At 72.2% G+C, this 25,014-nt stretch carries 23 protein-coding genes; 10 read left to right on the plus strand and 13 right to left on the minus strand.

The features are described 5' to 3' along the window. The first annotated feature begins 5 nt into the window (after positions 1-5). Entirely contained in the window at positions 6-1,388 is a 1,383-nt protein-coding gene (lpdA, locus tag COUCH_RS32875) for a dihydrolipoyl dehydrogenase (protein ID WP_249609064.1), read from the plus strand. On the opposite strand, the gene COUCH_RS32880 is transcribed toward lpdA, so the two are convergent. Beyond that, the gene (locus tag COUCH_RS32880) at positions 1,385-1,567 is read right to left on the minus strand and encodes a hypothetical protein (protein WP_249609065.1); all 183 of its coding nucleotides are present in this window, start codon (positions 1,565-1,567) and stop codon (positions 1,385-1,387) included. The two genes, lpdA and COUCH_RS32880, sit on opposite strands and share 4 nt — an antisense overlap. A gap of 137 nt (positions 1,568-1,704) precedes the next feature. Here COUCH_RS32880 and paaK point away from each other — a divergent pair, with 137 nt between their 5' ends. From paaK to glgB, 6 genes are read left to right on the plus strand one after another with little or no spacing between them, the layout of a single operon-like run. Next, positions 1,705-3,042 carry a phenylacetate--CoA ligase PaaK gene (gene paaK, locus COUCH_RS32885; RefSeq protein WP_249609066.1) on the plus strand — a complete coding sequence of 446 codons (1,338 nt, stop codon included), beginning with the start codon at positions 1,705-1,707 and terminating at the stop codon, positions 3,040-3,042. Positions 3,043-3,051: 9 nt separating this feature from the next. Further along, entirely contained in the window at positions 3,052-3,369 is a 318-nt protein-coding gene (locus COUCH_RS32890) for an antibiotic biosynthesis monooxygenase (RefSeq protein WP_249609067.1), read from the plus strand. Further along, on the plus strand, positions 3,366-4,043 hold the full coding sequence (locus COUCH_RS32895) for a hypothetical protein (protein WP_249609068.1): 678 nt from the start codon (positions 3,366-3,368) through the stop codon (positions 4,041-4,043). The genes COUCH_RS32890 and COUCH_RS32895 overlap by 4 nt, the downstream gene beginning before the upstream one ends. Then, the gene (locus COUCH_RS32900; RefSeq protein WP_249609069.1) at positions 4,025-4,642 is read left to right on the plus strand and encodes a hypothetical protein; all 618 of its coding nucleotides are present in this window, start codon (positions 4,025-4,027) and stop codon (positions 4,640-4,642) included. The genes COUCH_RS32895 and COUCH_RS32900 overlap by 19 nt, the downstream gene beginning before the upstream one ends. Positions 4,643-4,674: 32 nt before the next feature. Then, the gene (locus COUCH_RS32905; RefSeq protein ID WP_249609070.1) at positions 4,675-5,754 is read left to right on the plus strand and encodes an amidohydrolase family protein; all 1,080 of its coding nucleotides are present in this window, start codon (positions 4,675-4,677) and stop codon (positions 5,752-5,754) included. 1 nt (position 5,755) lies between these two features. After that, positions 5,756-8,026 (plus strand): 1,4-alpha-glucan branching protein GlgB, encoded by a 2,271-nt coding sequence (gene glgB, locus COUCH_RS32910; RefSeq protein ID WP_249613883.1) that lies wholly within the window; start codon positions 5,756-5,758, stop codon positions 8,024-8,026. Here glgB and COUCH_RS32915 read toward each other — a convergent pair. Next, positions 8,016-8,978, minus strand: a complete 963-nt coding sequence (locus COUCH_RS32915) for an RNA polymerase subunit sigma-70 (protein WP_249609071.1) — start codon at positions 8,976-8,978, stop codon at positions 8,016-8,018. The genes glgB and COUCH_RS32915 overlap by 11 nt on opposite strands. A 119-nt stretch (positions 8,979-9,097) precedes the next feature. On the opposite strand from COUCH_RS32915, the gene COUCH_RS32920 reads away from it, so the two are divergent. Both COUCH_RS32920 and COUCH_RS32925 read left to right on the plus strand, forming a co-directional pair. After that, positions 9,098-9,658, plus strand: a complete 561-nt coding sequence (locus COUCH_RS32920; RefSeq protein WP_249609072.1) for a dihydrofolate reductase family protein — start codon at positions 9,098-9,100, stop codon at positions 9,656-9,658. A gap of 68 nt (positions 9,659-9,726) precedes the next feature. Next, positions 9,727-11,358 (plus strand): glycoside hydrolase family 44 protein, encoded by a 1,632-nt coding sequence (locus tag COUCH_RS32925; RefSeq protein ID WP_249609073.1) that lies wholly within the window; start codon positions 9,727-9,729, stop codon positions 11,356-11,358. Positions 11,359-11,401: 43 nt separating this feature from the next. Here COUCH_RS32925 and COUCH_RS32930 read toward each other — a convergent pair whose 3' ends face one another. The 11 genes from COUCH_RS32930 to COUCH_RS32980 all read right to left on the minus strand — a co-directional run bounded on the left by COUCH_RS32930 (position 11,402) and on the right by COUCH_RS32980 (position 24,567). Continuing rightward, positions 11,402-12,631, minus strand: coding sequence for an alpha/beta hydrolase (locus tag COUCH_RS32930; protein ID WP_249609074.1), 1,230 nt, complete (start codon positions 12,629-12,631; stop codon positions 11,402-11,404). Between the two features lie 143 nt (positions 12,632-12,774). Next, positions 12,775-13,959, minus strand: a complete 1,185-nt coding sequence (locus COUCH_RS32935; RefSeq protein ID WP_249609075.1) for a hypothetical protein — start codon at positions 13,957-13,959, stop codon at positions 12,775-12,777. Beyond that, on the minus strand, positions 13,946-14,479 hold the full coding sequence (locus COUCH_RS32940; protein ID WP_249609076.1) for a SigE family RNA polymerase sigma factor: 534 nt from the start codon (positions 14,477-14,479) through the stop codon (positions 13,946-13,948). The genes COUCH_RS32935 and COUCH_RS32940 overlap by 14 nt, the downstream gene beginning before the upstream one ends. An 87-nt stretch (positions 14,480-14,566) precedes the next feature. Then, positions 14,567-15,370: a DUF1206 domain-containing protein gene (locus COUCH_RS32945; protein WP_249609077.1), complete on the minus strand. Its 804-nt coding sequence runs from the start codon at positions 15,368-15,370 to the stop codon at positions 14,567-14,569. A 42-nt stretch (positions 15,371-15,412) separates the two neighbouring features. Next, on the minus strand, positions 15,413-16,420 hold the full coding sequence (locus COUCH_RS32950; protein ID WP_249609078.1) for a hypothetical protein: 1,008 nt from the start codon (positions 16,418-16,420) through the stop codon (positions 15,413-15,415). A 4-nt stretch (positions 16,421-16,424) separates the two neighbouring features. Continuing rightward, a complete protein-coding gene (locus COUCH_RS32955) occupies positions 16,425-18,131 on the minus strand; it encodes a YncE family protein (protein ID WP_249609079.1) in 1,707 nt (568 codons plus the stop codon). 72 nt (positions 18,132-18,203) lie between these two features. Then, a complete protein-coding gene (gene ptsP / locus COUCH_RS32960) occupies positions 18,204-20,624 on the minus strand; it encodes a phosphoenolpyruvate--protein phosphotransferase (RefSeq protein ID WP_249609080.1) in 2,421 nt (806 codons plus the stop codon). A gap of 17 nt (positions 20,625-20,641) precedes the next feature. Beyond that, complete coding sequence (dhaL, locus tag COUCH_RS32965) at positions 20,642-21,280, minus strand: dihydroxyacetone kinase subunit DhaL (RefSeq protein ID WP_249609081.1); 639 nt, start codon at positions 21,278-21,280, stop codon at positions 20,642-20,644. Further along, positions 21,280-22,281: a dihydroxyacetone kinase subunit DhaK gene (gene dhaK, locus COUCH_RS32970; protein WP_249609082.1), complete on the minus strand. Its 1,002-nt coding sequence runs from the start codon at positions 22,279-22,281 to the stop codon at positions 21,280-21,282. The genes dhaL and dhaK overlap by 1 nt, the downstream gene beginning before the upstream one ends. A gap of 104 nt (positions 22,282-22,385) precedes the next feature. Continuing rightward, on the minus strand, positions 22,386-24,020 hold the full coding sequence (locus COUCH_RS32975; protein ID WP_430640843.1) for a DHA2 family efflux MFS transporter permease subunit: 1,635 nt from the start codon (positions 24,018-24,020) through the stop codon (positions 22,386-22,388). A 280-nt stretch (positions 24,021-24,300) separates the two neighbouring features. Then, on the minus strand, positions 24,301-24,567 hold the full coding sequence (locus COUCH_RS32980) for a DoxX family protein (RefSeq protein ID WP_249609084.1): 267 nt from the start codon (positions 24,565-24,567) through the stop codon (positions 24,301-24,303). 10 nt (positions 24,568-24,577) lie between these two features. On the opposite strand from COUCH_RS32980, the gene COUCH_RS32985 reads away from it, so the two are divergent. Next, the gene (locus COUCH_RS32985; protein WP_249609085.1) at positions 24,578-24,922 is read left to right on the plus strand and encodes a MarR family winged helix-turn-helix transcriptional regulator; all 345 of its coding nucleotides are present in this window, start codon (positions 24,578-24,580) and stop codon (positions 24,920-24,922) included. Positions 24,923-25,014 lie beyond the last annotated feature (92 nt).

The raw sequence follows: 25,014 nt of genomic DNA on the forward strand, positions 1-25,014 counted from the left end.
GCCGGGTGAGCCATTTCGATGTCCTTGTCCTCGGCGCCGGGCCCGGGGGATATGTCGCCGCCATCCGCGCTGCACAGCTCGGCAAGACGGTTGCCGTGGTCGAGCACAAGTATTGGGGCGGGGTCTGCCTCAACGTGGGCTGCATCCCGTCCAAGGCGCTGCTGCGCAACGCCGAGATCGCGCACATCGTCACGCGCGAGAAGAAGACGTTCGGGATCGAGGGGGACGTCAGCATGTCGTTCCCGCCGACCCATCAGCGCAGCCGCAAGGTGGCCGAGGCGAGCGCCAAGGGCGTCCACTTCCTGATGAAGAAGAACGCGATCACCGAGATCAACGGCTGGGGCACGCTGACCGGCCCGAAGTCGATCGACGTCGACGGCGAGCAGCACACGTTCGACAACCTGATCATCGCCACCGGTGCCACCGTACGGATGCTGCCCGGCATGGTGACCAGCCAGAACGTCGTCACGTACGAGGAGCAGATCCTCGACGAGAAGCTCCCGGGCTCGATCATCATCGGCGGTTCCGGTGCGATCGGCGTCGAGTTCGCGTATGTGATGGCCAACTTCGGCGTCGACGTGACGATCGTGGAGTTCCTCGACCGGATGGTGCCCACCGAGGACGCCGACGTGTCGAAGGAGCTGTTCAAGCACTACCGCAAGCTGGGCGTGAAGGTGCTGCTGAGCACCAAGGTGGAGCAGGTCGAGGACACCGGCACCGGCGTACGCGTCACGGTGAGCCCGGCCGGCGGGGGCGAGTCCACGGTCCTCGAGGCGGACCGGATGCTGGCCGCGTTCGGCTTCGCCCCGCGCACCGAGGGCTACGGGCTGGAGGCCACCGGGGTCAAGTTCACCGACCGCGGCGCGATCGAGGTCGACGCCCGTGGCCGTACGAACGTCGAGGGTGTGTACGCCATCGGTGACGTGACCGCGAAGCTGATGCTCGCGCACACCGCCGAGGCGATGGGCGTGGTGGCCGCCGAGACGATCGCCGGCGCCGAGACCCAGGAGATCAACTTCGACATGATCCCGCGGGCGACGTTCTGCCAGCCGCAGATCGCCTCGTTCGGCTATTCCGAGGAACAGGCCCGGGCCAAGGGCTACGACGTGAAGGTGGCCCAGTTCCCGTTCTCGGCCAACGGCAAGGCCCGCGGCATGGCCGAGACCGCCGGCTTCGTCAAGATCGTCGCCGACGCCGAGCACAACGAGATCGTCGGCGCCCACCTGATCGGCCCGGAGGTCACCGAGCTGCTGCCGGCCCTCACCCTGGCCCAGATGTGGGACCTGACGGCCGACGAGGTGGCCCGCAACATCTTCGCCCACCCGACCCTGTCCGAGGCGGTCAAGGAGGCGATCGAGGGCATCGCCGGCCACATGATCAACCTCTAGCGACGCCGGGCGTCGCATCGGGTGCGGATGTTGGCGGTCAGCGGGCTCAGCGCGACGAACGTGGCCGGCGTGGCGATGAGCTCGGGATCGCGCCGGCTAACGGCGCCGACGGGGCCCCGAGCGCCGTCGCGGGGCGGCATGTGCACGGAAAGGTCGTCATCGGCCTCCAGGCGTGCCATTTGTTCACTTGAGCAGGGACCGCGAAAGAGCCGGATTCCGTTGACAGGCCTCCCTGCCGACGTCTTTGGTTGACGGAGCGTCCATCGACGGTCACCGACTGATGCCGTCGCCGCCGGGCGCTCGATGGAGGAGTGCCATGACGACTCCGGCCGACCGATCCCGTACGCCCGTCGGCGAAGCTCCCCCGGCCGATCTGCTCGACCCGGCCGAGCGCATGAGCGTGGACGAGATCCGGCACCTGCAGCTCGAGCGCCTGCAATGGACGCTGCGGCATGCGTACGAGCATGTGCCGCACTATCGGCGCGCGTTCGACGAGGCCGGCGTCCGCCCGGAGGACTGCCGTGAGCTCTCCGACCTGGCCCGGTACCCGACGACCAGCAAGGCCGACCTGCGGGAGAACTACCCGTTCGGCATGTTCGCCGTCCCGGAGGCCGACGTCCGGCGCGTCCACGCGTCGTCCGGCACCACGGGGCGGCCCACCGTGGTCGGCTACACCGAGCACGACCTGGACGTGTGGGCGACCGTGGTGGCCCGCTCGATCCGGGCCGGGGGCGGACGGCCCGGGGACCGGCTGCACAACGCGTACGGGTACGGCCTGTTCACCGGCGGTCTGGGCGCGCACTACGGCGCCGAGCGGCTGGGCTGCACGGTCATCCCGGTGTCGGGCGGGATGACGCCCCGGCAGGTGCAGCTGATCGTCGACTTCCGGCCGCGGGTCATCATGGTGACGCCGTCCTACATGCTCACCGTGATCGACCAGTTCGAGAAGCAGGGCCTGGATCCGCGGGAGTCCAGTCTGGAGATCGGGATCTTCGGCGCCGAGCCGTGGACCGAACAGATGCGGCTCGAGATGGAGGAGCGGGCCGGCATCCACGCCGTCGACATCTACGGGTTGTCCGAGGTGATGGGCCCGGGCGTGGCGCAGGAGTGCGTCGAGACCAAGGACGGCCTGCACATCTGGGAGGACCACTTCTACCCCGAGATCATCGATCCGGTGACCGACGCGGTGCTGCCGGAGGGCGAGCGGGGGGAGCTGGTCTTCACCTCGCTCACGAAGGAGGCCATGCCGGTCATCCGGTACCGGACCCGCGACCTGACCCGGCTGCTGCCCGGCACCGCGCGGCCCGGGCTGCGCCGGATGGAGAAGGTCACCGGCCGGACCGACGACATGATCATCCTGCGCGGGGTCAACCTGTTCCCGACCCAGATCGAGGAGATCATCCTCCGCACCCCCGGACTCGCCCCGCACTTCCAGTTGGTGCTGACCACCAAGGGGCGGATGGACCAGCTCACGGTCCAGGTGGAGGCGCGCCTGGACTGCCCGGTCGCCCGCCGCGGCCAGGCGGCCGCCGAGGTGGCGAAGGCGGTCAAGGACACCATCGGCAGCAGCGTCGAGATCGTGGTCGTGGAGCCGGAGACGCTGTCCCGTTCCCAGGGCAAGATCCAGCGACTCGTCGATCACCGCAATCGTTGAGGGGGATCCATGGCGGTTTTCCGCATCCTCGAGGCCACCGCGCGGCCCGGCTCCATCGACCGGCTCGCGCAGCTGCTGGTCCAGCAGCAGCAGGAGGTGGTGGCCAACGCCGAGGGCATCGTCTTCGTCCAGTCGCTGCGCAGCGGTGACCGCGTGCTCGCGGTGTCCAGCTGGCGCTCGGTCGAGGACATGCAGCGCTACCTCGACCGGCCGGTGACGGGCACGTTCTACCGCGCGCTGCCCGAGCTGCTGATGGGCATGCCGAGCGTGCGTACCTTCGAGGTGATCGGCCCCGACGGCGCGGGCGACGGGTGGCGGTCGGCGTGAGCTGGTACTACCCGAAGGGCTGGACCGACCGGGAGGACGGGATCGACCAGGTCCTGATCCACTACACCTGCACGCCGCCGGGCCAGTGGCCGGACTGGAGCTGGGGGCACGACGCCCGGGTGCTGCAGGATCTCGGCGGCTACCCCCGGCAGCGGCTCAAGGTGCTGCGCATGCCCCGCGAGGTGTGGGACATGGAGCACGGCTGGTCGACCCCGGAATACCGGTTCCACTACTACTTCGAGGTGTACCAGCGCGGCAGCCGATGGACGACCGACCTGTTCACCGAGGAGATCGTGTACCGCGATCTCGAGTACATCGACAACGACGGCTGGGTCACCAACATCTGCATCTACTGGTCGGTCGGCGACTGGACGGCCCCGGTGTACAGCCCGATGGAGGAGCCGCGGATCCCGGCGGACTCGGAGTTCCTGGCGAAGAATTACTACACGTACGACGACAAGGACCGCTTCCACCACGAGAAGTACCACATGCTGTACGCCTTGGACCTTCCGCACCGGTTCCAGTCCCGCATGTGGGGCCCCCGCGACTCGACGCTGGTGCAGCAGTACCACGTCGGGCGCATGTATCCGCCGCAGGAGAAGAGCGAGACCTGGCTGGGCCCGGACGGCCCGTCGGCACCGGGAGGGGGCAACTGTTGGGTACACCACCTGTGACCACGGCGCCGGTCTTCGGCCTGCGCAAGACCTGGGTCGACCCCGGGCCCGGCATCGCCATGGTGTGGGCGCACTACACCTGGTCGGCGCCGGGTGCCGCGCCGGACTGGACGGACGCCGAGCAGGTCGTGCTCGCCCCGTCCGGTGGCGGCCCGCGGCGTACGGCAGTGCTGGAGGTGCCCCGCACCGAGGCCTCGCTGCACCATTTCTTCTTCGTGGTGACCGCGGCCGACCGGGCCGCCACACCGGTCTTCACCGAGGACATCGTCGCCCGCGAGATCACGTACGCGGACCCGGACGGTGAGTACACGTCGGTCGGCGTGATGTGGAACGCGGACGGCGAGACGCCCAACTACACCAGCATGGCGATGGACGGCCTGCCGTTCGAGTCGGTGGGAGAGGCGCCCGAGGAGGGCAGCATCTACGAGTTCGTCCGGGCCCAGCCGCTGCCGCACGTCTTCCGCGGCACGGTCTGGGGCGTCCGCGGAAGTTCCGTCCGGTACGGCTACCACCTGATCCGGCACGGGCGGCCCGACCCGGCCGACAACGCCGAGAGCTGGGACGACAACGCCGGCGCCGGCTGGGTCGTCGAGCTGTGAGCCCGCCCTCGCCGCGGCGTTTCGACCGGCCGTTGCAATGGCTCGCACCGGCGGCGCAGCGGCGTGGCGAGGCCCGGGTCCGCTACACCGGGTCCCTCGCTCGCAGCGGCCGGCGGCTCGCGCTGCACGTCGGCCACGACGGATGGACCAAGCCGCGGGACGTCCGGATGGAAAGGACCGGCGCCCGCAGCTGGGAGGCCGACGTGCGGGTCGACGCCGGGCACGTCCTCGACTGCGTCGTCCGCGAGGAGGACCTGTCCGGCTGCGACAACAACGAGAACGCCGACTACCGGCTGTGGATCGACCTCGACCCGGTGGACGCGCACGTGCACGTCCGCGCGCCGGGCACCGACGCGCTCGGCTTCGGCAGCCTGTGCGCCGCCGCCTACTCCGGCGGGATGACGCACGCGCTGGTGTCGTGGGGCGACAACGACTTCGTGGAGCTCGCCGCCGAGGCAACGCCGTGGCTGACACCCCTCGTCTGGGTGCGGCCCGGTGGTCCCGGACCGGAGGACGTACGGCGGCGGCTGGCCGACGGTGCGGCGGGGCTCAAGCTGCATCCCGCGTACGACGCGTACCCGGCCGACAGTGCGGGGCTCGACCCGTACCTGAAAGTGGCGGAGCAGGCGGGGGTGCCGGTGACCGTGCACAGCGGTCCGGGGCCGGCCGACCCGGACCTGATCCGCCGCCTGGCCGAACGCTTCCCCGATGTCCGCTTCGTGCTTTACCACACGTTCCTCGGTCCGGGGAACGGCCGTCGGCGGGCGACCCGGCACGCCCGGCAACTGTCCAACCTGTACCTCGAGACGTCCTGGTGCGGCTCCACCGAGGTGGAGCGGCTGATCGACGAGGTGGGGCCGGACCGGGTGCTCTTCGGGTCGGACGCGGCGACCGACGGGCCCACGCACTTCGTCCGGGAGCCGCCGAACATCGAGCTGCGGGAGACCTACAACCGCAGCCTGGTACGGCTGGTCAAGCGCCTGAAACCGGCGGTGGCCCGCAAGCTGCTGGAGTCCAACACCCGGGCGCTGTTCGGTCTCCCCGGACCGTCCGGCCCGGTCACGTCCGCGCGTACGGGAGGCAGCGGTGACCCGACCGATCCCCCAGGATGACCTGGACAGGCTCGCCGACGGCCGGCACCACGACCCGCACGCGGTGCTGGGCGCCCACCCGTACGCCGGGCAGGTGACCGTCCGCACGGTGCGGCCCGGCGCCGAAGCGGTGACGCTGGTGGCCGGCTCGGCACGGGTGCCGTTCACGGCCGAGCACGGTGGCGTGTGGGTGACGGTCTGGCCGCACCCGGAGGTGCCGGACTACCGGCTCGAGGTCGTGACCGGCGATGAGACACAGTCGGTCGACGACCCGTACCACTACCTGCCGACGCTCGGCGAGGTCGATCTCCACCTGATCGGCGAGGGCCGGCACGAGAACCTGTGGCAGGTGCTCGGCGCGCACGTACGGGAATTCACGGGACCCCTCGGCGCGGCTCGCGGCACGTCGTTCGCGGTGTGGGCGCCGAACGCGCAGGCCGTTCGCGTGGTCGCCGACTTCAACGGCTGGGACGGCCGCGGCTCGATGATGCGCAGCCTGGGCTCCAGCGGCGTGTGGGAGCTCTTCGTGCCGCAGGTCGGGGACGGCACGAGATACAAGTACGAGATCCTCGGGCGGGACGGGCGCTGGCGGCAGAAGGCCGACCCGATGGCGTTCGCCACCGAACTGCCGCCCCGCACCGCCAGCGTCGTGTTCACCTCGGCGTACGAGTGGGGCGACGAGCAGTGGCTGCAGCGGCGGTCCGCCGTCGAGGCCCGGTCGGCGCCGATGTCGACGTACGAGGTGCACCTGGGCTCCTGGCGTGCGGGCCGGTCGTACCGGGAGCTGGCCGACGAGCTCACCGCGTACGTCCGGGAGAACGGTTTCACCCACGTCGAGTTCCTGCCTCCGGCGGAGCACCCGTACGGCGGTTCCTGGGGCTATCAGGTCTCCGCGTACTTCGCGCCGACCAGCCGTTTCGGCACGCCGGACGACTTCCGGCACCTGGTCGACCGGCTGCACCGGGCGGGCGTCGGCGTCTACGTGGACTGGGTGCCGGCGCACTTCCCCAAGGACGAGTGGGCCCTCGGCCGGTTCGACGGCACCGCCCTCTACGAACACCCCGACCCGCGGCGCGGTGAGCACCCCGACTGGGGTACGTACATCTTCGACTACGGCCGTCGCGAGGTACGCAACTTCCTGGTCGCGAACGCCCTGTTCTGGCTCGAGGAGCTGCACGTCGACGGCCTGCGGGTGGACGCCGTCGCCTCGATGCTCTACCTGGACTACAGCCGCGGCGACGACTGGCTGCCCAACCGGTACGGCGGCCGCGAGAACCTGGACGCGATCGCGTTCCTGCAGGAGATGAACGCGACCGTCTACCGCCGGGTGCCCGGCGCGATCACCATCGCCGAGGAGTCGACGTCCTGGCCGGGCGTGAGCCGGCCGACCCACCTGGGCGGCCTCGGGTTCGGCTTCAAATGGAACATGGGCTGGATGCACGACACGCTGGCGTACTTCGCCCACCCGCCGGTGTACCGGCGCTACCACCACAACGAGCTCGTGTTCAGCCTGAGCTACGCGTTCTCGGAGAACTTCGTGCTCCCGCTGTCGCACGACGAGGTGGTGCACGGCAAGGGTTCCCTGCTGGCCAAGATGCCCGGCGAGGGCCGGGAGAGGTTCGCCGGCCTGCGCGCCCTGCTGGCCTTCATGTGGGCGCACCCGGGCAGGAAACTGCTGTTCATGGGCGGCGAGTTCGGCCAGGAGGCCGAGTGGGCCGAGGCCCGCTCGCTCGACTGGGACGAGCTGGATGAGCCGGCGCACGCGGGCGTTCAGCTTCTCGTACGCGACCTGAACAGCGTCTACCGCGCGACACCCGCCCTCTACTCGCAGGACTCGGAACCGGCCGGCTTCGCGTGGATCGAGGCGAACGACACCGACAACAACGTCCTCACGTTCCTGCGTTTCGGCGCCGACGGCAGCGCGCTGGCGTGCGCCGCCAACTTCGCGGGCGTGCCGCAACACGGCTACCGGATCGGCCTGCCGTGCCCCGGAACCTGGCGGGAAGTTCTCAACACCGACGCCCACACGTACGGCGGCGACGGGCTCGGCAACTACGGCGCGGTCGAGGCCGTCGACGTGCCCCGCCACGGCCGGCCAGCCTCCGCCGCGCTCACGCTGCCCGCGTCGGCGGTCATCTGGTTGGCGGCACCATCGCCGGCTGCCACCCCGGCGGCACTCCCGGCACCCGCCGCACCGGCCGAGCCGCGCCCTGAGCTGCGCGCGACCAGCCCGGCCGAGGCCGGCGGCCCGGACGCCGAACGCGGCGGCCATGGTGGGGCCGTCAGGCCGTAGCGGGCAGTCCGAACAGGTCGAAGACCGCCGGGTCCGCGAACGTGACGCAGCGCCGGATCAAGCCGTCGGCCACGGTGAACACCTGCACCGAATGCGCGTGCAGCACCCCGGTCCCCGGATCCGGGTTGTACGCGGCCAGCGCCGTGCCTCCGTTGGCCGGCACCGGCTGGAGGCGCCAGCCGGTGCCCCGCATGGCGAAGACGCGCTCCATGAACTCGCGGTAGTGGTCGCGCCCGGCGAGCCACAGGTCGACCGGCGGCATTTCCAGGGCCACGTCGTCGGCGAGCAGCCTGGTCAGGCCCTCGACGTCGGCCGACTCGAACGCCTTCAGGTAGCGCTCGATCACGGCGCGCTCACCCGGGTCGGTCGGCTCGCGGAGTCCGTCCAGGACGGGACCCGCCGCTCGCAACGTCGCCCGGGCGCGTTGGAGGCTGCTGTTGACCGACGCCACGCTGCTGTCGAGCGCATAGGCGACCTCGGCCGCCGGCAGTTCCAGCACTTCGCGCAGCACGAGCGCGGCGCGCTGCCGGGCCGGTAGCAGCTGCAGTGCCGCGATGAGCGCCAGCCGCAGGCCCGCGCGCTGCTGAGCGGTTTCCGCGGGGTCGCCGAGCCGGGCGTCCGGGAACGGCTGCAGCCACGCCAGGTCGAGGTTCGGGGTCAGCGGCGCGTACGGGTCGTCGCCCGCCGGGCCCAGCGTGCTCGGGAGCGGCCGCCGCGCGCGTCCCTCCAGGGCGGTCAGGCAGACGTTGGTCGCGATGCGGTGCAGCCAGGTGCGGACCGACGCACGCCCGGGGTCGTACCGGTCGGCCGCCCGCCAGGCCCGCAGGAACGTCTCCTGCACCAGGTCTTCGACCTCGTCGACCGAGCCGAGCATCCGGTAGCAGTGGGCGAGCACGTCGGCGCGATAGGCCTCGTGCCACTCGTCCCAGTACCGCTGCATCGCATCCCCCATGGGGCCGAGCCTATGCCGGATCAGAAACTCGGGATCGCACCGATGAGCCCGGGCCGGGCCGGCGGTATGTGTTCGCGGACGGCGGCCGACCGAGGCCGCTTCGACGGAAGGACCTCCTGATGGGCGACGTCATCGTCATCCAGTTCGCCACGCTCGACGGCGTGGTCTCCGACCCGGACGGCCGGGCGGGCACCGGCTACGGCGGCTGGGCGTTCCGGTTCGGGCCGGGGCCGGTCGCCGACGACAAGTTCCGCTTGGGGGTACGGATGGAGCAGGGTGTGCAGCTGTACGGGCGGCGCACGTGGGAACACTTCGCGCAGCTCTGGCCGGGGCGCGACGGTGACTTCGCGAAGCTGATGAACGCCGTGCCCAAGCGGGTGGCGACCCGTACCGGCATCGACGCCGCCGCCTGGCCGAACTCGGCGGCCGTCGAGGGTGACCTGCTCGCCTGGGTGGCCGGCGAGCGGGCCCGGCGTGACGTCGTGGTGGTGGGCAGCCTCAGCGTGGTGCACGCGCTGGCCGCGGCCGACCTGGTCGACGAGTACCGGCTGCTGACCTTTCCCACGGTCGCCGGGGCGGGTGAGCGGCTGTTCGCCGCCGGGCCGCCGGCCGACTTCCGGTTCACCGGCGTCGAGTCCGCCGGGCCGGCCGTGCTGACCATGCTGCGCCGCGATCGATGAAGCGGTATGGGAGCGCTCCCAAAAGTGCTACCGTACGACTTCAGTGACGAATGTCGATGGAGGCCACGATGCGCAGGAAGCTCCGGACCACGGCCGGCGGCAGCGCCTTGACCCTCGTCGCGGCCGTCCTGACCGCCCACCCGGCTGCGGCGCTCGCCGCCGCGGCCGGGCCGGCGCTGTCGGTCGACGTGTCCGCCGGCCGCCACGCGATCAGCCCGGACATCTACGGGCTCAACGGGGCCGATCCCGCGTTCGCCGCCGAGATCGGCATGCCGGTGGCGCGCTGGGGCGGCAACGCGAGCAGCCGCTACAACTTCCGCAACCACACCTACAACACCGGTAGCGACTGGTACTTCGAGAACATCGTGGCCTCGCCGGACAAGACGGTCGAGGCGTTCGTCCAGACCAACCGGGACCGCGGCACGAAGCAGATCGTCACGGTTCCGCTCATCGGGTGGGTCGCCAAGGACTCGCCTCAGGAGCACCCGTTCGCCTGCGGTTTCCCCGGGACCCGTTTCCCGGCGCAGGACAGCTTCGACCAGTGGGATCCCAACTGCGGCAACGGCCGGCTCGACGGCGCGAACCTCACCGGGGCGGACCCGGCGGACACGTCGATCCCGGTGGGCCCGTCGTTCGGCGGCGAGATGGTGTCGCACCTGGTCAAGAACTTCGGCACGGCGGCGCGCGGCGGCGTACGCATCTACGAGCTCGACAACGAACCGGTGCTGTGGAGCTCCACCCACCGCGACGTGCACCCCGACGCGGTCACCTACGACGAGCTGGGCGGGAAGGGCACGGCGACCGCCGCGGCGATCAAGGCGGCCGACCGCAGCGCCGCCGTACTGGGCCCGTCGGGCTGGGGTTACTGCGAGTGGGTGGCCTCCGGGGCCGACGGATGCGCGCCGGGCGCCGACGCGGCCGCGCACGGCGGGCTCAACCTCTCCCAGTGGTACCTGAAGAACATGCGGGACTACGGGGCGGCCCACGGCGGCAAGCGTTTCCTCGACTACTTCGATCAGCACTACTACCCGCAGATCAGCGGCGGTACGGACCCCGACTCGAATGCGCTGCGGCTGCGCTCCACCCGGTCGCTGTGGGACCCCACCTACGTCGAGGAGTCGTGGATCGGCCCGAGCGGCGTGAACGCCCCGCCGCTGCAGTTCATCCGCACCATGAAGGCGTGGGTGGCCCAGTACTACCCCGGCACCAAGGTCGCGATCACCGAGTACAACTGGGGTGCGCTGGACACCGTCAACGGCGCGCTGGCCGAGGCCGACGTCCTGGGGATCTTCGGGCGTGAGGGGCTCGATCTGGCCACCATGTGGGGCGAACCGCAGCCGGCGCAGCCCGGCGCCTACGCGTTCCGGATGTATCGGAACTACGACGGCGCGGGCAGCCGGTTCGGCGACGTCAGCGTGTCGGGCGCCAGCGCGGACCAGGGCCAGCTCGCCGTATACGCCGCGCAGCGTTCGTCCGACCGGGCGCTGACCCTGATGGTCGTCAACAAGACGGGCGAGGAGCTGACCTCGACGCTGTCGGTCGCCGGTTTCCGCTCCACCGGTACGGCGAAGCGTTTCACCTACAGCCCCGCCGACCTGACCTCCATCGTCCGCGACGCCGACGTCAGGGTGAACCGGGGCAGCGCGGTGGCGACGTACCCGGCGAACTCCATCACGATGCTGGTTCTGCCGCGGGCATGACCGAAGCGGCCGCCGGGCAGGCGGCCGCTTCGTGGTGCTCGGGTCAGCGGTGGGACTTGAGCCAGCCCTGGATCTCCGTGACGACCTGCTTGTCCGGCTCCCCGAAGTCCGGGTGGAACTTCGGGGTGATGTTCATGGTGTGCGCCATGCCCGGGTAGATGACCAGCTTGTGGTCCGTGTTCCCGGCCGCGGCGACCGCGGCGTCGGCGGCGATGGCGGCCCGGGCCGGGGTCTGGAGGTCGTTCTCGCCGTTGAGCATCAGCGTCGGGCCACGGAACTTCGGCAGCGCCTGCGTCACGGTCGGGAAGCGGGCGAGGTCCTTCGCGTAGCTGATCACGGACGGGTCGAGGTCCGGCAGGTTCGGGTAGTCGTCGATGTGGGTGGTCTTGCGCAGCACGGCGCCGGCCTCGGCGTCGATCGCGATACGGCCGTCGTGGTCGCGGTCCGTGGCGGCCGACACCCTGCTGCCGTCGAGCAGCACGGAACGGAACTGGTCGGCCTCCGCCTTCGGCTGGCCTACCAGGCCGTCGGCCGCCTCGGTGGCGGTCAGCCGGCCGTCCCCGTCGACGTCGAACTCGTCGTGCAGCTGCAGCAGCAGCCGGCCGTAGATCTGGAACGTCAGCAGGTCCTTGATGGGCTTGCCGACGACGCCCATCTCGACCACGCCGGCCGGCTTCGGGATGCCGTACTTCTTCGGGTCGCTCGCGAGGTTGGCGGCGACGTTGGTGCCCTCGCTGTGGCCGAGCAGGTAGATCCTCGAGGGGTCGACCCTCGGCGACCGCGCCGCGAACCGGATCACCGAGGCGGCGTCCAGCTGGATCTGCCGGTACGGGTTCTCCGGCGCCAGCTGGGCCGGATCGGTGCTCTCCACCGGCCCGATGTCGGTGACCCCGCGCTTGTTGAAGCGCAGGGTGGCGAAACCCTCCCGGCCGGCGGCCTGCGCGAGCGGGACGAAGGTGGCGCCCTTGCCCTCCGGCAGCGTCTGGTTCATGTCGTTGTGCCCGCTGCCGTGCAGGAAGACGACGACCGGCAGGCGGCCCCGGGCGTTGCTCGGATAGGTGAGCTCCGCCTTGGTGACCCAGCCCTTGCCGAAGTCGATCTGCACCTGTTCCCGGGTGATGCCCGCCCAGCCGGAGTGCCGGGCGGACCCGGCGGCGGCGCCGGCGGGGGCGCTCACGGAGACGTCAGCGTTGGCGACTCCCACGCCCGCGGCGAGGATGGCGGCGGTGGTGAGGCCGATCGTCAGCTTGCGGTGGTTCCTCGTGGCTGTCATACCCGAAACGCTATGGGCGGCGGCCTTCATGATCGATCCTGCTGGCCGCCGTCTCCGGGTACAGGCTGCTGTACCTGTCATGCCCGGAAGGGTGAGACGACGGCGCCGCGGGGTGCGTCGTCGTGGTCGTACCGGCCCGGCTGCTACGGCCGAAGCGCCTTCGTCGCCGGGGTCCAGCTGCCCGCGTCGGTCACGTCCGCGACCTTGACCGACTGGGCGATCTTCTTCAGCTCCGCCTCGGGCAGGTCGGCGCTCGTACCCTCGTCGGTCACCTGCACCTGCACCTTGCCGTCGGCGCTCCACACGTTGCAGAAGCCGTTGGCGTAGCACTTCGTCCGGCCCGCCTGCGCCTGCTGGTTCGAGTTGTGGCTCGGCGTGACGAAGATCTGGAAGCTGCCCTTGACGCCGTTCTCGCCGGAGTCGAACGGTTCGGTCAGCCCGGTCGTGGCCGGGGCCGGCTTGGCGAACGTCGCGCCGCCGTAGTCGCCCTCGCGGGCGGAGGCGATGCCGTCCAGGCCGGGCAGCGCGTGCGTACCGGTCTGGACCGGCTCGTACCCGGCGGGCGTGTACCCGACCGTGAACGGCACCGTGGCGGGCCGGGGCGTGCCCGGCTTCAGGCCCGCGGCCAGCTCACCGAGGTCGGCGAAGGACGGGTCGCGCTCGTCGCTGGAGATCGACGTCACGACCGCCCAGGCGTCGTCGGTGTACTCCCAGGCGAGTTGCTTGTTGGCGGGATCGATCGAGTTCTTCGGGTCGAGCCCGACCGGCAGCGACGACTGCACCGCCTTGTGCCCGGACACGGTCACCGCCTTGCCGCCCTTGATCCCGGACGGGTCGAACGCGCCCGGCCGGTAGACGGTCAGGTACGCGTACAGCGTCGGATCGCCACCGCCCCGCTTCTTCTCCTCGAGGCTGCCGGTCGCGTCGTCCGACGACGGCCTGTCGTTCGTGGTGCGGCCCTTCTCGTAGACCGACGCGATCTGGTACGCCGTCGACGCCACGATCGGGTCCTGCACCTGGAACTTGCCGGCGTCGTACCCCTGGAAGGTGAAGGTGAACGGCTCCGACGCGCCCCACGTGGCCTCGGTGGCCTTGGACGCCGCGCCGACGGTGCCGGTACGGGTGCCGTTCGGGGCCGGGCTGCCACCGGGCGACAGCGCGAACACGCCGCCGACCGCGACGGCGACCAGGCCGGCCGCACCGGCCGAGGCGAACCCGGCCCGGCGGCGGCGCTCGGCCCGCCGGCCGGCCGCGACGATGTCGTCGACCCTGTGCGCCAGGGGCGGCTCGTCGGCGGTCACCGCGTCGACGATCTCATGCAATTGCACTGGTCCACTCCTCTACCGGTCCCCCGCTGAGATTGATTCGTTCGGCGGCCAGGAGCTCGCGGAGCTTGGCCAGCCCGCGCGACGTCTGGCTCTTGGCGGTCCCGACGTTGCAGCCGAGGACCCCGGCGGTGTCCTCCAGGCTCAGGCCCAGGTAGTGCCGGAGCACCACGGCGGCCCGCTGCCGCGGCGGCACGGCCTCGAGGGCGGCGCGGAGGCGCAGCCGCTCGTCGGTCGCGCCGGCCGGATCCCGCATCGCGACGTCCGGCAGCGCCTCGCCGGCCGACCGTTCGCGCCGCCACGGGCGGCGCCTCTCGTCGATCGCGGCCCGGTACACCATCGTCTTCGCGTACAGGTCGGGTCGTTCCAGCTTGCGCCAGCGCGGGTAGAGCTTGACCAGCGCGTTGGCCACGGCGTCCTCCGCCGTGTGCCAGTCACCGCAGGTCATGTACGCCAGCTTGCGCAGCGACGCCATCTGGGACGTCACGAACTCCCGGAACGCCTGCTCGTCTTCGGCTTTCACCTTCGGCTGCCTCCCTCATGACGGAGGTAGAACGTCAGCCGTCGGACCAAACGTTGCACGGGCCGGCGAGAAATCTCGCGCGGCCGCTCAGACCTTGCGGTAGCGGGCCTCACCGACGGCGAACAAACCGTACGCGGTGAAGCCGGCGGCCGTGAGCAGCAGCAACCACGTCCCGTAGCTCTGCCCGGCCAGCGCCTGCAGTGCCGCGTCCAGGCCCCGGGCCTTGTCCGGGTCGTACCGCACGGCCGCGACCACGAAGAGCACGCCGGCGATGCCGTACGCGAGACCCTTGGCGGTGTATCCGGCGGTGCCGAGGCGGCTGATCAACCGGCGCGTCGCGGCGCTCATCCGGCTGACCCTGAGGTGCCTCTCGAAGCGGCGGGTGAGGCCGGCGTACGCGAGCCCGACGCCGATCGCCGCGACCACCACGCCCGCCACCCCGACCGTCAACCGGCCCAGGTCCGAGCCGAGCAGGCCCTCGGTGGCGTCCTGCTGCGTGTCGGCGCTGGACGTCTTCTTGCCGCGCAGCACCTTGACGCCGTTCCAGCCCAGATAGAGGTAGAACGCGACCCGGCCGGCGGACGCGAGGCGCTCCAGGTGACTGCGTACGGTCACGATCTCGAGCAGCTGCCAGACCGCCAGGGCCACCAGGCCGACGACGAGGACAACGATCAGCGCGGTGCCGTACGGCTTCGCGGCGAGCTTGTGCATCGCGCCCGACTGGTCGCCGTCCTCACCGCCGGCACCGAAGGCGATCTGCGCGATGAGGTACGCGAACAGCAGGTGGAGCACGCCGTAGCAGACGAAGCCGGCGCGGGTGAGGCGCTCGAGCCAGGTGTTGTCGGCCGCGCGGGAGGCGGCGCCGCGCGCTTGCGAGGTGGCGGAGGGCATGCCGACGCCTTGACCCGTCCGCCCGCCGGCAAAACGTGTACGTTACAGCCGGCCGGCGGGCTGCGACGCCGGGCGGGGCCGGGCCGGCGGCCGCCAGATCGGCGGCGGTCCCCACCAGATGATCCGCTCGCCCGTCGCGCCGGCGCGGTGCGCGACCACCGGGATGCCCGCGCGGGCGAGCACCGGCAGCGGCGGCGCCTCGATCGAGGGGGTCAGCGGGCACTCGAGGGCCAGCGGCTCGCCCGCGGCGGCCTCGCTCGCCGGGGCCCGGGCCAGCATGACGGCCGCGGCGATGGTGACGACGACGGCGGCCGCCGCCGGCACCTCCCAGCCGGTCCGGACCTTGTCGCCCAGCAGCAGCAGGGCGACGGCGGACGGCGCGACGACCTCGGCGGTCCAGTGGATCGCCGTGACCGGGCCGACCTCGCCCTTGCCGAGCGCGTGGGCGTACATGAGCATGCCCGTCACGGCGAACGTCAGCAGGGCCGCCGTCAGCGGGTCCGTGACGATGTCCATCGGCGCGCGCGGGAGCGCGCGGCCGGTCATGGCCGCGCCGCCCAGGCACAGGCCACCCATCGCCGCGATCACCCCGGCCGGCGCGGCCCGGGCCGCGCTCCAGCCGAGCACCGCCATGGCCAGGGCGGCCGCGCAGATGGACCAGCGCAGGGCGGTGGTGGCCACGACGTCGTGCTGGGGGCCGGCCGACATGGCCAGGACGGTCAGGGCGGCGACGGAGACGATGACGGCCGTGACGTCGCGGCCGCGCAGGCGGGACTTGAGGACGATGCGCGCCGCCACGACGGTGATCGCCAGCGACCCGGCCAGGATCGATTCGACGACGTACACGGCGAGCTCGCGGAGGGCGACGATCGCGCCGATCCAGGCGAGCATGTCGCAGAGGATGCCCAGCAGGTACAGCGGGTGGCGCATCGTCTCGACCGTGCCGCTGCTGCGGCGGGCCGCGACGGCCTGCAGGATCGACGCGGTGGCGTAGCTGAAGGCGCCGAACACGGTGATGCCCAGCGCGATCCAGCCCGCCGTCGTCATCATCGCCTCACTCCCCCACGCGCAGCACGGAGACGGTGTCGTCGTCGCCGTTGGACACGTACGCCCACCGCCCGTCCGGCGCGACGGCGATCGCGCGGGGGCTGCCGCCCACGGCCACGGTCGCGGTGACCTTGCCCGTACGCCCGTCGAGCACCGACACGGTGTCGTCGCCCTCGTTCACCACGTACGCGTGGGCCCCGTCGGCGGCGAACGCGACGCTCTGCGGCATGTCGCCGACCCGCAGCGGGCCGATGCGCCGCATGGTGACCGCGTCGATGAGGTCGGCGGTGTCCGCCTCGTAGCCGGCGACCAGCACCGTCCGCCCGTCCGGGGCTACCGCGACGCTGTGCGGGGCCTTGCTGACCGGTACGGAGGCGAGCAGCCGGTCGGAGTGGGTGTCGATGATGGACAACGCGTTGGACTCGTGGTTCGCGGTGAATGCCCGCTGCAGTGGCGCGGAGAACGCGACCGCGTGCGGGTTCGGCGGGACGATCACCTGCGCGGCCGGTTTCGTCTGGCCGGGTGCGTACACCTCGACCTTGCGCTGGCTGTGGATCGGCACCCACACCCGGCCGTCCGGGGCGACGGCCAGCGCGTACGGCTGCTGCCCGGTGGTCACGTACCGGACGACCTTGCGATCGGCGGCGCGGACCACGGCCATCCCGCTGCCCGACTTGTCCTTCTCGTACATGGACACGTAGACGAGCTCGCCGTCACGGGACATCGACACGAACCGGGGCGTGTTCCGCAATTGTACGGAGCTGACCCGCCGCGTCCGCGTGTCGACGACGGACAGGACGCGCGAGTTCTGGTTGGCCACGTAGATCGTCCGGCCGTCCGGTGCGACGGCCACACCCTCGGGCTCGTCACCCACCCGGATCGTGCCGGTGACGGCGGGCCTGGCGACGCTGACCACGCGCGCCGCCAGCGGTACGCGGGCCACGGCCGCCGGGGCGGGAGCGGCACCCGTCGCCGTCGCGGGGGCGGGCTCGGCCGGCGCGGTGGCCGCGACGGACGGCAGGGCGGCCTCGGTACGCACCACCCGCTGGTCCCGGGTGAGCGCCACGGCCACGCCCACCCCGCCGAGCACGAAGAGCGCGGTCAGCCCGGCCACGAGGGACGTGGCGCCCAGGCGGCGCCGGCGCGGGGGTGGCGGGGACAGGACGGTCACCCGCCCCTCGGGCAGGTACCCGGAGTCTCCGGCCGACTCCAGCAGCGCCTCGACGTCGGTGGTGGCGGCCTCGACCTGGCCGGTCACCCGGACCTCCGCCCAGCCGGCGTGGCCGCGTACGGTCACCGAACCGTCCAGCCAGGACGTCCGGGGTTGCCACTCGATGCGCAGCCGGCGGCCGATCAGCACCGCGCGCAGGCCCGGGCCGGACACGGCGACCGAGGCGGAGGCGAAGGCCAGCGGCGGGCCGGTGACCAGCACGTCGGCCAGCAGCCGGGGCGTACCGGAGGCGACCTGGCCGAAGTCGACGCGGTCCGGTTCGAGGCGCAGCGACGTCCGTTCGAGGGCGGCGGCCGCGGCGGCGGCGACGCTACGGCTGTCGTCGCCCGTCAGTCGGGTGAGGACGGCCCGGGCAGCCGCGGCCGTGGCCAGGTCGGCGCCGTACGCGAGCCGGGCCAGCTCCTCCACCCCGGTCAGGCGGGTCTCCCGGACCGGGCTGTCGATCTCCGTCAGCACCTGCGGCGGCAAGCCATGTTCACTCATCGTGCCCCCTCGATCAGCATGCAGTGACGAAAGGGGTCAGGGGAACCCGTCAGACGAAATTGGCATGCATCGTTATCGAGCGATGAGTGCGCGTACCGCGGCGGCGTCCGGGGCGTCGAGGGCCCGGGCGGCGACGGGAGCAGCCGCGGCGAGGTCCGTGGCCCGGATGGCGTCCTTCACCAGCGGAACCATCCGCGGCACCACGCTCAGCTGCCGGACGCCCAGACCGGCCAGCAGCGGCACCGCGGCCTCGTCCGACGCCAGCTCGCCGCAGACCGCGACCGTGGCGCGCCCGCCGGCGCCGCGGCACACCGCGTCGATCAAACGCAGCACGCCCGGGTCCAGGCCGTCGGCGAGCGCGGCCAGCGCCGCATTGCCACGCTCCGCGGCCAGGGCGTACTGCGTGAGGTCGTTGGTGCCGATGCTGAAGAAGTCCACGTACGGCGTGAGCGCGGCCGTCTTCAGCGCCGTGGCGGGCACCTCGGTCATGATGCCCACGCGCAGGCCGGGCGGGGTTCCGCGGCCCGCCCGGGCGACCGCCTCGTCGAGCATCCGGCGCACGTCCACCACCTCGGCGACCGTACTGACCATGGGGACCATCACGCTGACCGGCACGTCGTGCGCCACCCGTACGAACGCGAGGAGCTGGTCGGCGAGGAGGCGGGGGTGGGCGAGGGAGTGCCGGATGCCGCGTACGCCCAGGAACGGGTTGGCCTCCGCGGCGGCCGGGAGGTAGCGCAGCGGTTTGTCGCCGCCGACGTCGAGCGTGCGCAGCGTGAGCCGCCGCCCGCCCAGCGCCTCGGCGATCTGCCGGTAGACGGCCTCCTGCTCGTCGGCGTCGGGCGCGGCGTCGCGGTCGAGGAAGAGGAACTCCGTGCGGACCAGGCCGGCCAGGTCGGCACCGCTGCCGGCGGCGGCTCGCGCGTCCGCCACCGAACCGACGTTCGCGCCGACCGTCAGCGCCTCGCCGTCGCGCGTCGCCGCCGGCGCGGTCGCGCGGGCCGCCGCCCGGTCGCGCCGGGATGCCTGCTCGGCGGCCCGCTCGCGGAAGCCGGTCAGCACGGCATCGGCGGGGGCGACGACGACCTCGCCGGTGCCGCCGTCCAGCGCGACGGGCGTGCCGTCCGGGACCTCGAGGATGGCCGGGCCCAGGCCGACCACCGCCGGGATTCCCCGGGTACGGGCCAGGATCGCGCCGTGCGAGGTGGGGCTTCCGTACGCGAGCAGCACCCCGGCCGCCCGCTCGGGATCCAGGACCGCCGCCTCCGCCGGGCTGAGCTCGGAGGCCACGAGCACTCCCGCCTCGGGCATGGCGGCCGCCCCCGCGCCGAGCAGCGTCCGCAGCACCTGCAGGCCGACGTCGCGTACGTCGAACGCCCGGCCCCGCAGGTACGGGTCCTCCAGCACGTCGAACTCCGCGGCGACCCGTTCGGTGGCGTCGGCCCAGGCACGCGGGGCGGGAGTGCCGTCGTCGATGCGGGCGCGGACGTCGTCGAGCAGATCGGCGTCGTCGAGCAGCAGCAGGTGGGCGTCGAAGATGTCGGCGTGGCCCTCCCCCACCTCCCGGGCCGTGGCCGCGCGCAGCCGCCGCAGCTCGTCCCTCACCGTGGCGGTCGCTGCTTCGAGGCGGCCGTGCTCCTGCTCGGCTCCCCGGGACGGCTCGCCGGGAATCTCCGGTACGGCCGACGCGGCGTGCCGGACCGGGCCGACGGCGATGCCCGGGGAGGCGGGCACACCGGCGCCGACCTCCGCGCGGGCGGGCGGCTCGGGGACGGACCTGTCGCCCTCGCCCTCGTTCTCCCCGAAGTCGGCGGCGGCCAGGGCGAGGATCCCGTCGACCGCTTCCCGCGCCTGCGGGCCGGACGCGCGGACGTCGACCCGGTGCCCCGGCAGGACGCCGAGGGTGGCGACCCGGGAGAGGCTGGACGCGGGCACCCAGCCCGATCCGGTCGTGCCGTTGCGGAGCTCCACCCGCGCGTCGAAGCCCCGGGCCTGCGTGACGAGGCGGGCGGCGGGACGGGCGTGCAGACCGTGAGGGATTCGCACCACGAACTCGGCGTCGGAGTCTGTGCCCGTACCTTCCGGCGGTGGGGCTTGCTGGCCACCCAGGTGCGCGAGCTTGCCGGCGAGCGCGCCCACCGCCTCCCCGGCGACCTCCTTGCGGCCGGCGCCGCCGGCGGCCGTGACCACCGCGGCGACCAGGCCCTCGACCAGCGGGGCCGGGCAGAGCACGACCCGGTCGCGGGCGGCGTCGTCGAGCAGGTCGAGCGCCAGCTCGGCGGAGAGCACGGCGCTGCCGAGGTCCATGAGCACGACGACGCCGTCGCCCCGGTCGGCGGCCTGGATCGCGGTGGTGATGGCGACCGCGTCGGTGCCGGTGGTGGTCTCGTCGAGCCCGGCGGCGATCTCGATCGGCACCGGCTGTCCCTGCGTCATCTCGGCGGCCAGCGCCACCGCCGCGCGGGCCAGCGCGCGGCTGTGGCTGACCACCACCAGGCCGACCATCGGGCTCAGGCCCCGAGCGCCTTCGCGGCGGCCGCCACCAGCATCGTCACCGAGGTGGCGCCCGGATCCTGGTGGCCGGCGCTGCGCTCACCCAGGTAACTGGCCCGGCCCTTGCGGGCGACCAGCGGGATCGTCGCCTCGCGGCCCTGCTCGGCGGCGCGGACCGCGGCCGGCAACGCCTCACCGAGCGGCTGCCCGCCGGCGAGCGCGGCGTCGAGCGCGTCGACCGCCGGGGTGAGCGCGTCGACCATCGTCTTGTCGCCGACCTCGGCCTTCCCGCGGGCCACGACCCCGTCGAGACCGGCGCGCAGCACCTTGGCGAAGCTGCCGGCGTCGAGGCCATCGGCGTCGCCGGCGGCCGCGGCCATGCGCAGGAAGGCGGTGCCGTAGAGCGGGCCGCTGGCGCCGCCGACCGTGCTGACCAGCGTCATCCCGGTGCGTTTGAGCAGCGCGGCCGGGCTCTTTCCGGCCTCGCCGTCGAGCGCGGCCAGCACCGCCGTCATGCCGCGGTCCATGTTGGTGCCGTGGTCGGCGTCGCCGATCGCCGAGTCGAGCTCGGTGAGCAACCCCTTGTTCTCCGCGACGAGCCGGGCGAACTCGCGCAGCCAGGCGGTCACGGCCGCGGCGTCCACGCTGTGCGTCATCAGCGCCCCCACCGCAGCGCCGGGGTCTGCACCGGGGCGTCCCACAGGCGCAGGATCTCGTCGTCGGCCCGCACCAGCGTCACCGAGCAGCCGGCCATGTCCAGGCTCGTGATGTACGGCCCGACCAGCGACCGCGCGATCGACACGCCGGCCTTGCTCAGCAGCGCGGCGATCTCCTGGTACATCACGTACAGCTCGATCAGGGGCGTGGCGCCCATGCCGTTGACGAACGCGATCACGCCGTCGCCGCCGGTGAAGTCGAGGTCGGCGAGGATCGGCTGCACGAGCATCTCGGCGATCTCGGCGGCGGGGGCGGTGGGCACCCGGCGGCGTCCCGGCTCCCCGTGGATGCCGATGCCGACCTCCATCTGGCCGTCGGGCAGGTCGAACGTGGGCTTGCCGGCCGCCGGGACGGTGCAGGAGGTCAGCGCCAGACCCATGCTGCGGCCGTTCCCGTTGACCTTGCGCGCGACGTCGGCGACCTCGGCGAGCGGGCGGCCCTCCTCGGCCGCGGCGCCGGCGATCTTCTCGACCAGCACGGTGACGCCCACGCCGCGGCGCCCGGCGGTGTAGAGGCTGTCCTGCACGGCAACGTCGTCGTCGGTGACCACGGAGACCACGGACACGCCGGTCTCCGCCTCGGCCAGCTCGGCGGCCATCTCGAAGTTCATGACGTCGCCGGTGTAGTTCTTGACGATGTGCAGCACCCCGGCGCCGCCGTCGACCGCCTTGGTGGCGGCCACCATCTGATCCGGTACGGGTGACGTGAAGATCTCGCCCGCGCAGGCGGCGTCCAGCATCCCGGGCCCGACGAAGCCCGCGTGCAACGGCTCGTGCCCGGAACCGCCGCCGGAGACGAGGCCGACCTTGCCGCGCACCGGGGCGTCGGCCCGGCGCACCACGCGGTTCTCGTGATCGACATGGAGATCGGGATGGACGGCGGCGATCCCGCGGAGCGCGTCGGACACCACAGTGGACGGGTCGTTGATGAGCTTGTTCATCGCTTGACTCCTCGCAGGTGTTTGCTGGAGTGAGCTGCCAACCCACAAGCTACGCCGACTTCGGCCTTCCGTGACCGGCTCGCGCCCCGCGGGGTTCCGTGCCCTTAGTGCAGGATCACCGGCGTGGGTGCCGCCTCGCCGCTGCGCTGCTCATCGTTCAGGTGGGCGACCTGGCGGCGGCGCGGCAGGAAGTACGCCGGCACGAGCGTCAGCAACATCAGCACGAAGCCCACCCAGAACGTGGACGAGAACGAGTTCGCCACGAACTCCAGCCCGCGCTGCAGCACGCTCGGCTCCACCGGGAACTGCTGGGTCAGCGCCGGGTTCTGTTGCGCGGCGATCGCCAGGCCCGCCTCGGTGACCGGCGCGCCGGACTGCGGGTCCACCAGGCCGGGGATGGCCGGCGAGTCGTTCAGCTCGCTGGTCAGGATCACCGACATCGTCGCCGAGCCGATCGAGCCGGCGATCTGCTGCAGGATGTTCAGCAGCGTCGACCCGCGGGCGACCTCTTGGTTGGTCAGCGTCTTCAGCGCCGAGGTCATGATCGGCATCATCGTGCCGCCCATGCCCAGGCCCATCACGAACAGCGACCCGCACAGCAGCACGTACGACGTGTCCGTGCCGACCTGGGTGAACGTGAAGAAGCCGGCGGCCATCAGCACGATCGCGAACGGCACCGTACGACCAACGGGGATCTTGTCGGCCATCATGCCCGCGATCGGCATGGTCACCATCGCGCCGATGCCCTGCGGTGCCATCAGCAGGCCGGCGTGCAGCGTCGACTCGCCGCGTACCTGCAGGAAGTAGCTGGGGAACAGCAGGCCGGCGCCCATGAACGCGACCGTGAACACCGCGATGGTGACCGACGCGACCGTCAGGTTGCGGTCGCGCAGCAGCCGCAGGTCCAGCAGCGGGTGCTTCGGCTTGAACGAGTACAGCACGAACGCCACCACCAGCAGGGCGCCGACCGCCATCGGCAGCCACACCTTGGTGGCGGAGAAGGTCCCGGCCTCGGGCAGCGACGAGACGCCGTACAGGAACAACGCCAGGCCGGGCGAGAGCATCAGCATGCCGACGAAGTCGAACGACTCGGACGGCTCGGGGGTGTCCTTGGCCAGCGCCAGCCACGCGTAGACCAGCGCGACCGCGCCGATCGGCAGGTTGATCAGGAAGATCCAGTGCCAGCTCGCGATGTCGATCAGCCAGCCGCCGAGGATCGGGCCGCCGATCGGCCCGAGCAGCATCGGGATGCCCAGGACGGCCATCAGCCGGCCGATCCGCTGCGGGCCCGCGGCCCGCGTCATGATGGTCATGCCGAGCGGCATCAGCATGCCGCCACCGAGGCCCTGCAGCACCCGGTACGAGATGAGCTCGCCGATCGAGTCCGCGGTGGCGCACAGCCCGGAGCCCAGCGTGAAGAGCACGAGCGCGGCCATGTACAGCCGCTTGGTGCCGAACCGGTCGGCGGCCCAGCCGGTCAGCGGGATCACCGTGGCCAGCGCCAGCGTGTAGCCGGTCATGGTCCAGGCGACCCGGGCGTACGAGGCGTCGAACTCGGTCTGGAACGTGGGCAGCGCGACGCTCACCACGGTCACGTCGAGAATCGACATGATCGCGCCGAGGACCACGACCCCGGCGATCTTGAGTACGGCGGCGTCCAGCTTGTCGGGCGCGGCCACGGGTTGACTGGTCACAAGCAAATCTCTCCGATAGTGCGGCGGGCGCCGATGGCCGCGCATCCCCCCGCGGGCGGCGTCTGGTCAGTTCTTCGGCCGGGCTGTGCGGCTCGCCGCTTCCGGCGGGTCCGCTGGTCCGTGCCCGGCGGTTCTTGGTGCGTGCCCGGCGGGCCGCGGCCTGCGGTCATGCCCGCTGCGCGGTCGCGGCTTCGCTCGCGGACGGTAACAGGGCTTCTTCGGTCCCGCCTCAGGTTTTCCCAGTTGCGGGCGCTTCCCGCTCGGCCACCATGATGGGCGAGACCGACAGGATCGGCAAATTCCTTTGCCGTTACGGCAATGCCGCCTAGAAGGAGTACGGGCCGAAGCGGCCCCACGCCACCACGGCGGCGAGGATCAGCAGGACCACGTTGATGATGACCGGCTGGGTCTCGCCGCGGCGGGCATGCGTGACGATCGCGCCGATCGCCTTGACCGCGCCGGCGCTGTAGCCCTCGGCCCAGCCCATGCCGGAGGCCACCAGCTTCTCCTTCGGCTGCACCAGCTTCATCACGCCGGCCCCCAGGAACGCGACGGCCAGGATGATCGCGATCACCCACAGAACGGTGCCCATGCTGCCCCCAGTGTCGGAGGCACCGGAGCGCAGCATGCGGATGAGCCAGCTGGCGATGCTGGCCGAGGGCTCCCTGCCCCGCATGTCCCAGGCCGTCGGCCGCCTCGAGAAACGAGGCTGGGTACGCCGCACCCCCGACCCCACCGACGGGCGGTTCACGCTCGCCATCCTCACGGAGGCCGGGTGGGCGAAGGTGCGGGAGACGGCACCGGGGCACGTGGAGGCGGCGCGGACGTACGTCTTCGACCCGCTCACCAAGGCGCAGGTTCGGCAGCTGACCGAGATCAGCCGCCGGATCCTGCGGGCTGTCGACCCGGGGAATCCCTGCCCGGGGGAACGTCCTGCACCGGGCTAGCCGATCCCGCGCCCGGCGCCCGGCCCTGTCGCCGGGCTGTTCGTCGTCGGGCCCTCCCCGGGCTCCGCGGGTCTTCGAGCCGCCGGCGGCGG

This window comes from Couchioplanes caeruleus, assembly GCF_023499255.1.
GTDB lineage: Bacteria > Actinomycetota > Actinomycetes > Mycobacteriales > Micromonosporaceae > Actinoplanes > Actinoplanes caeruleus_A.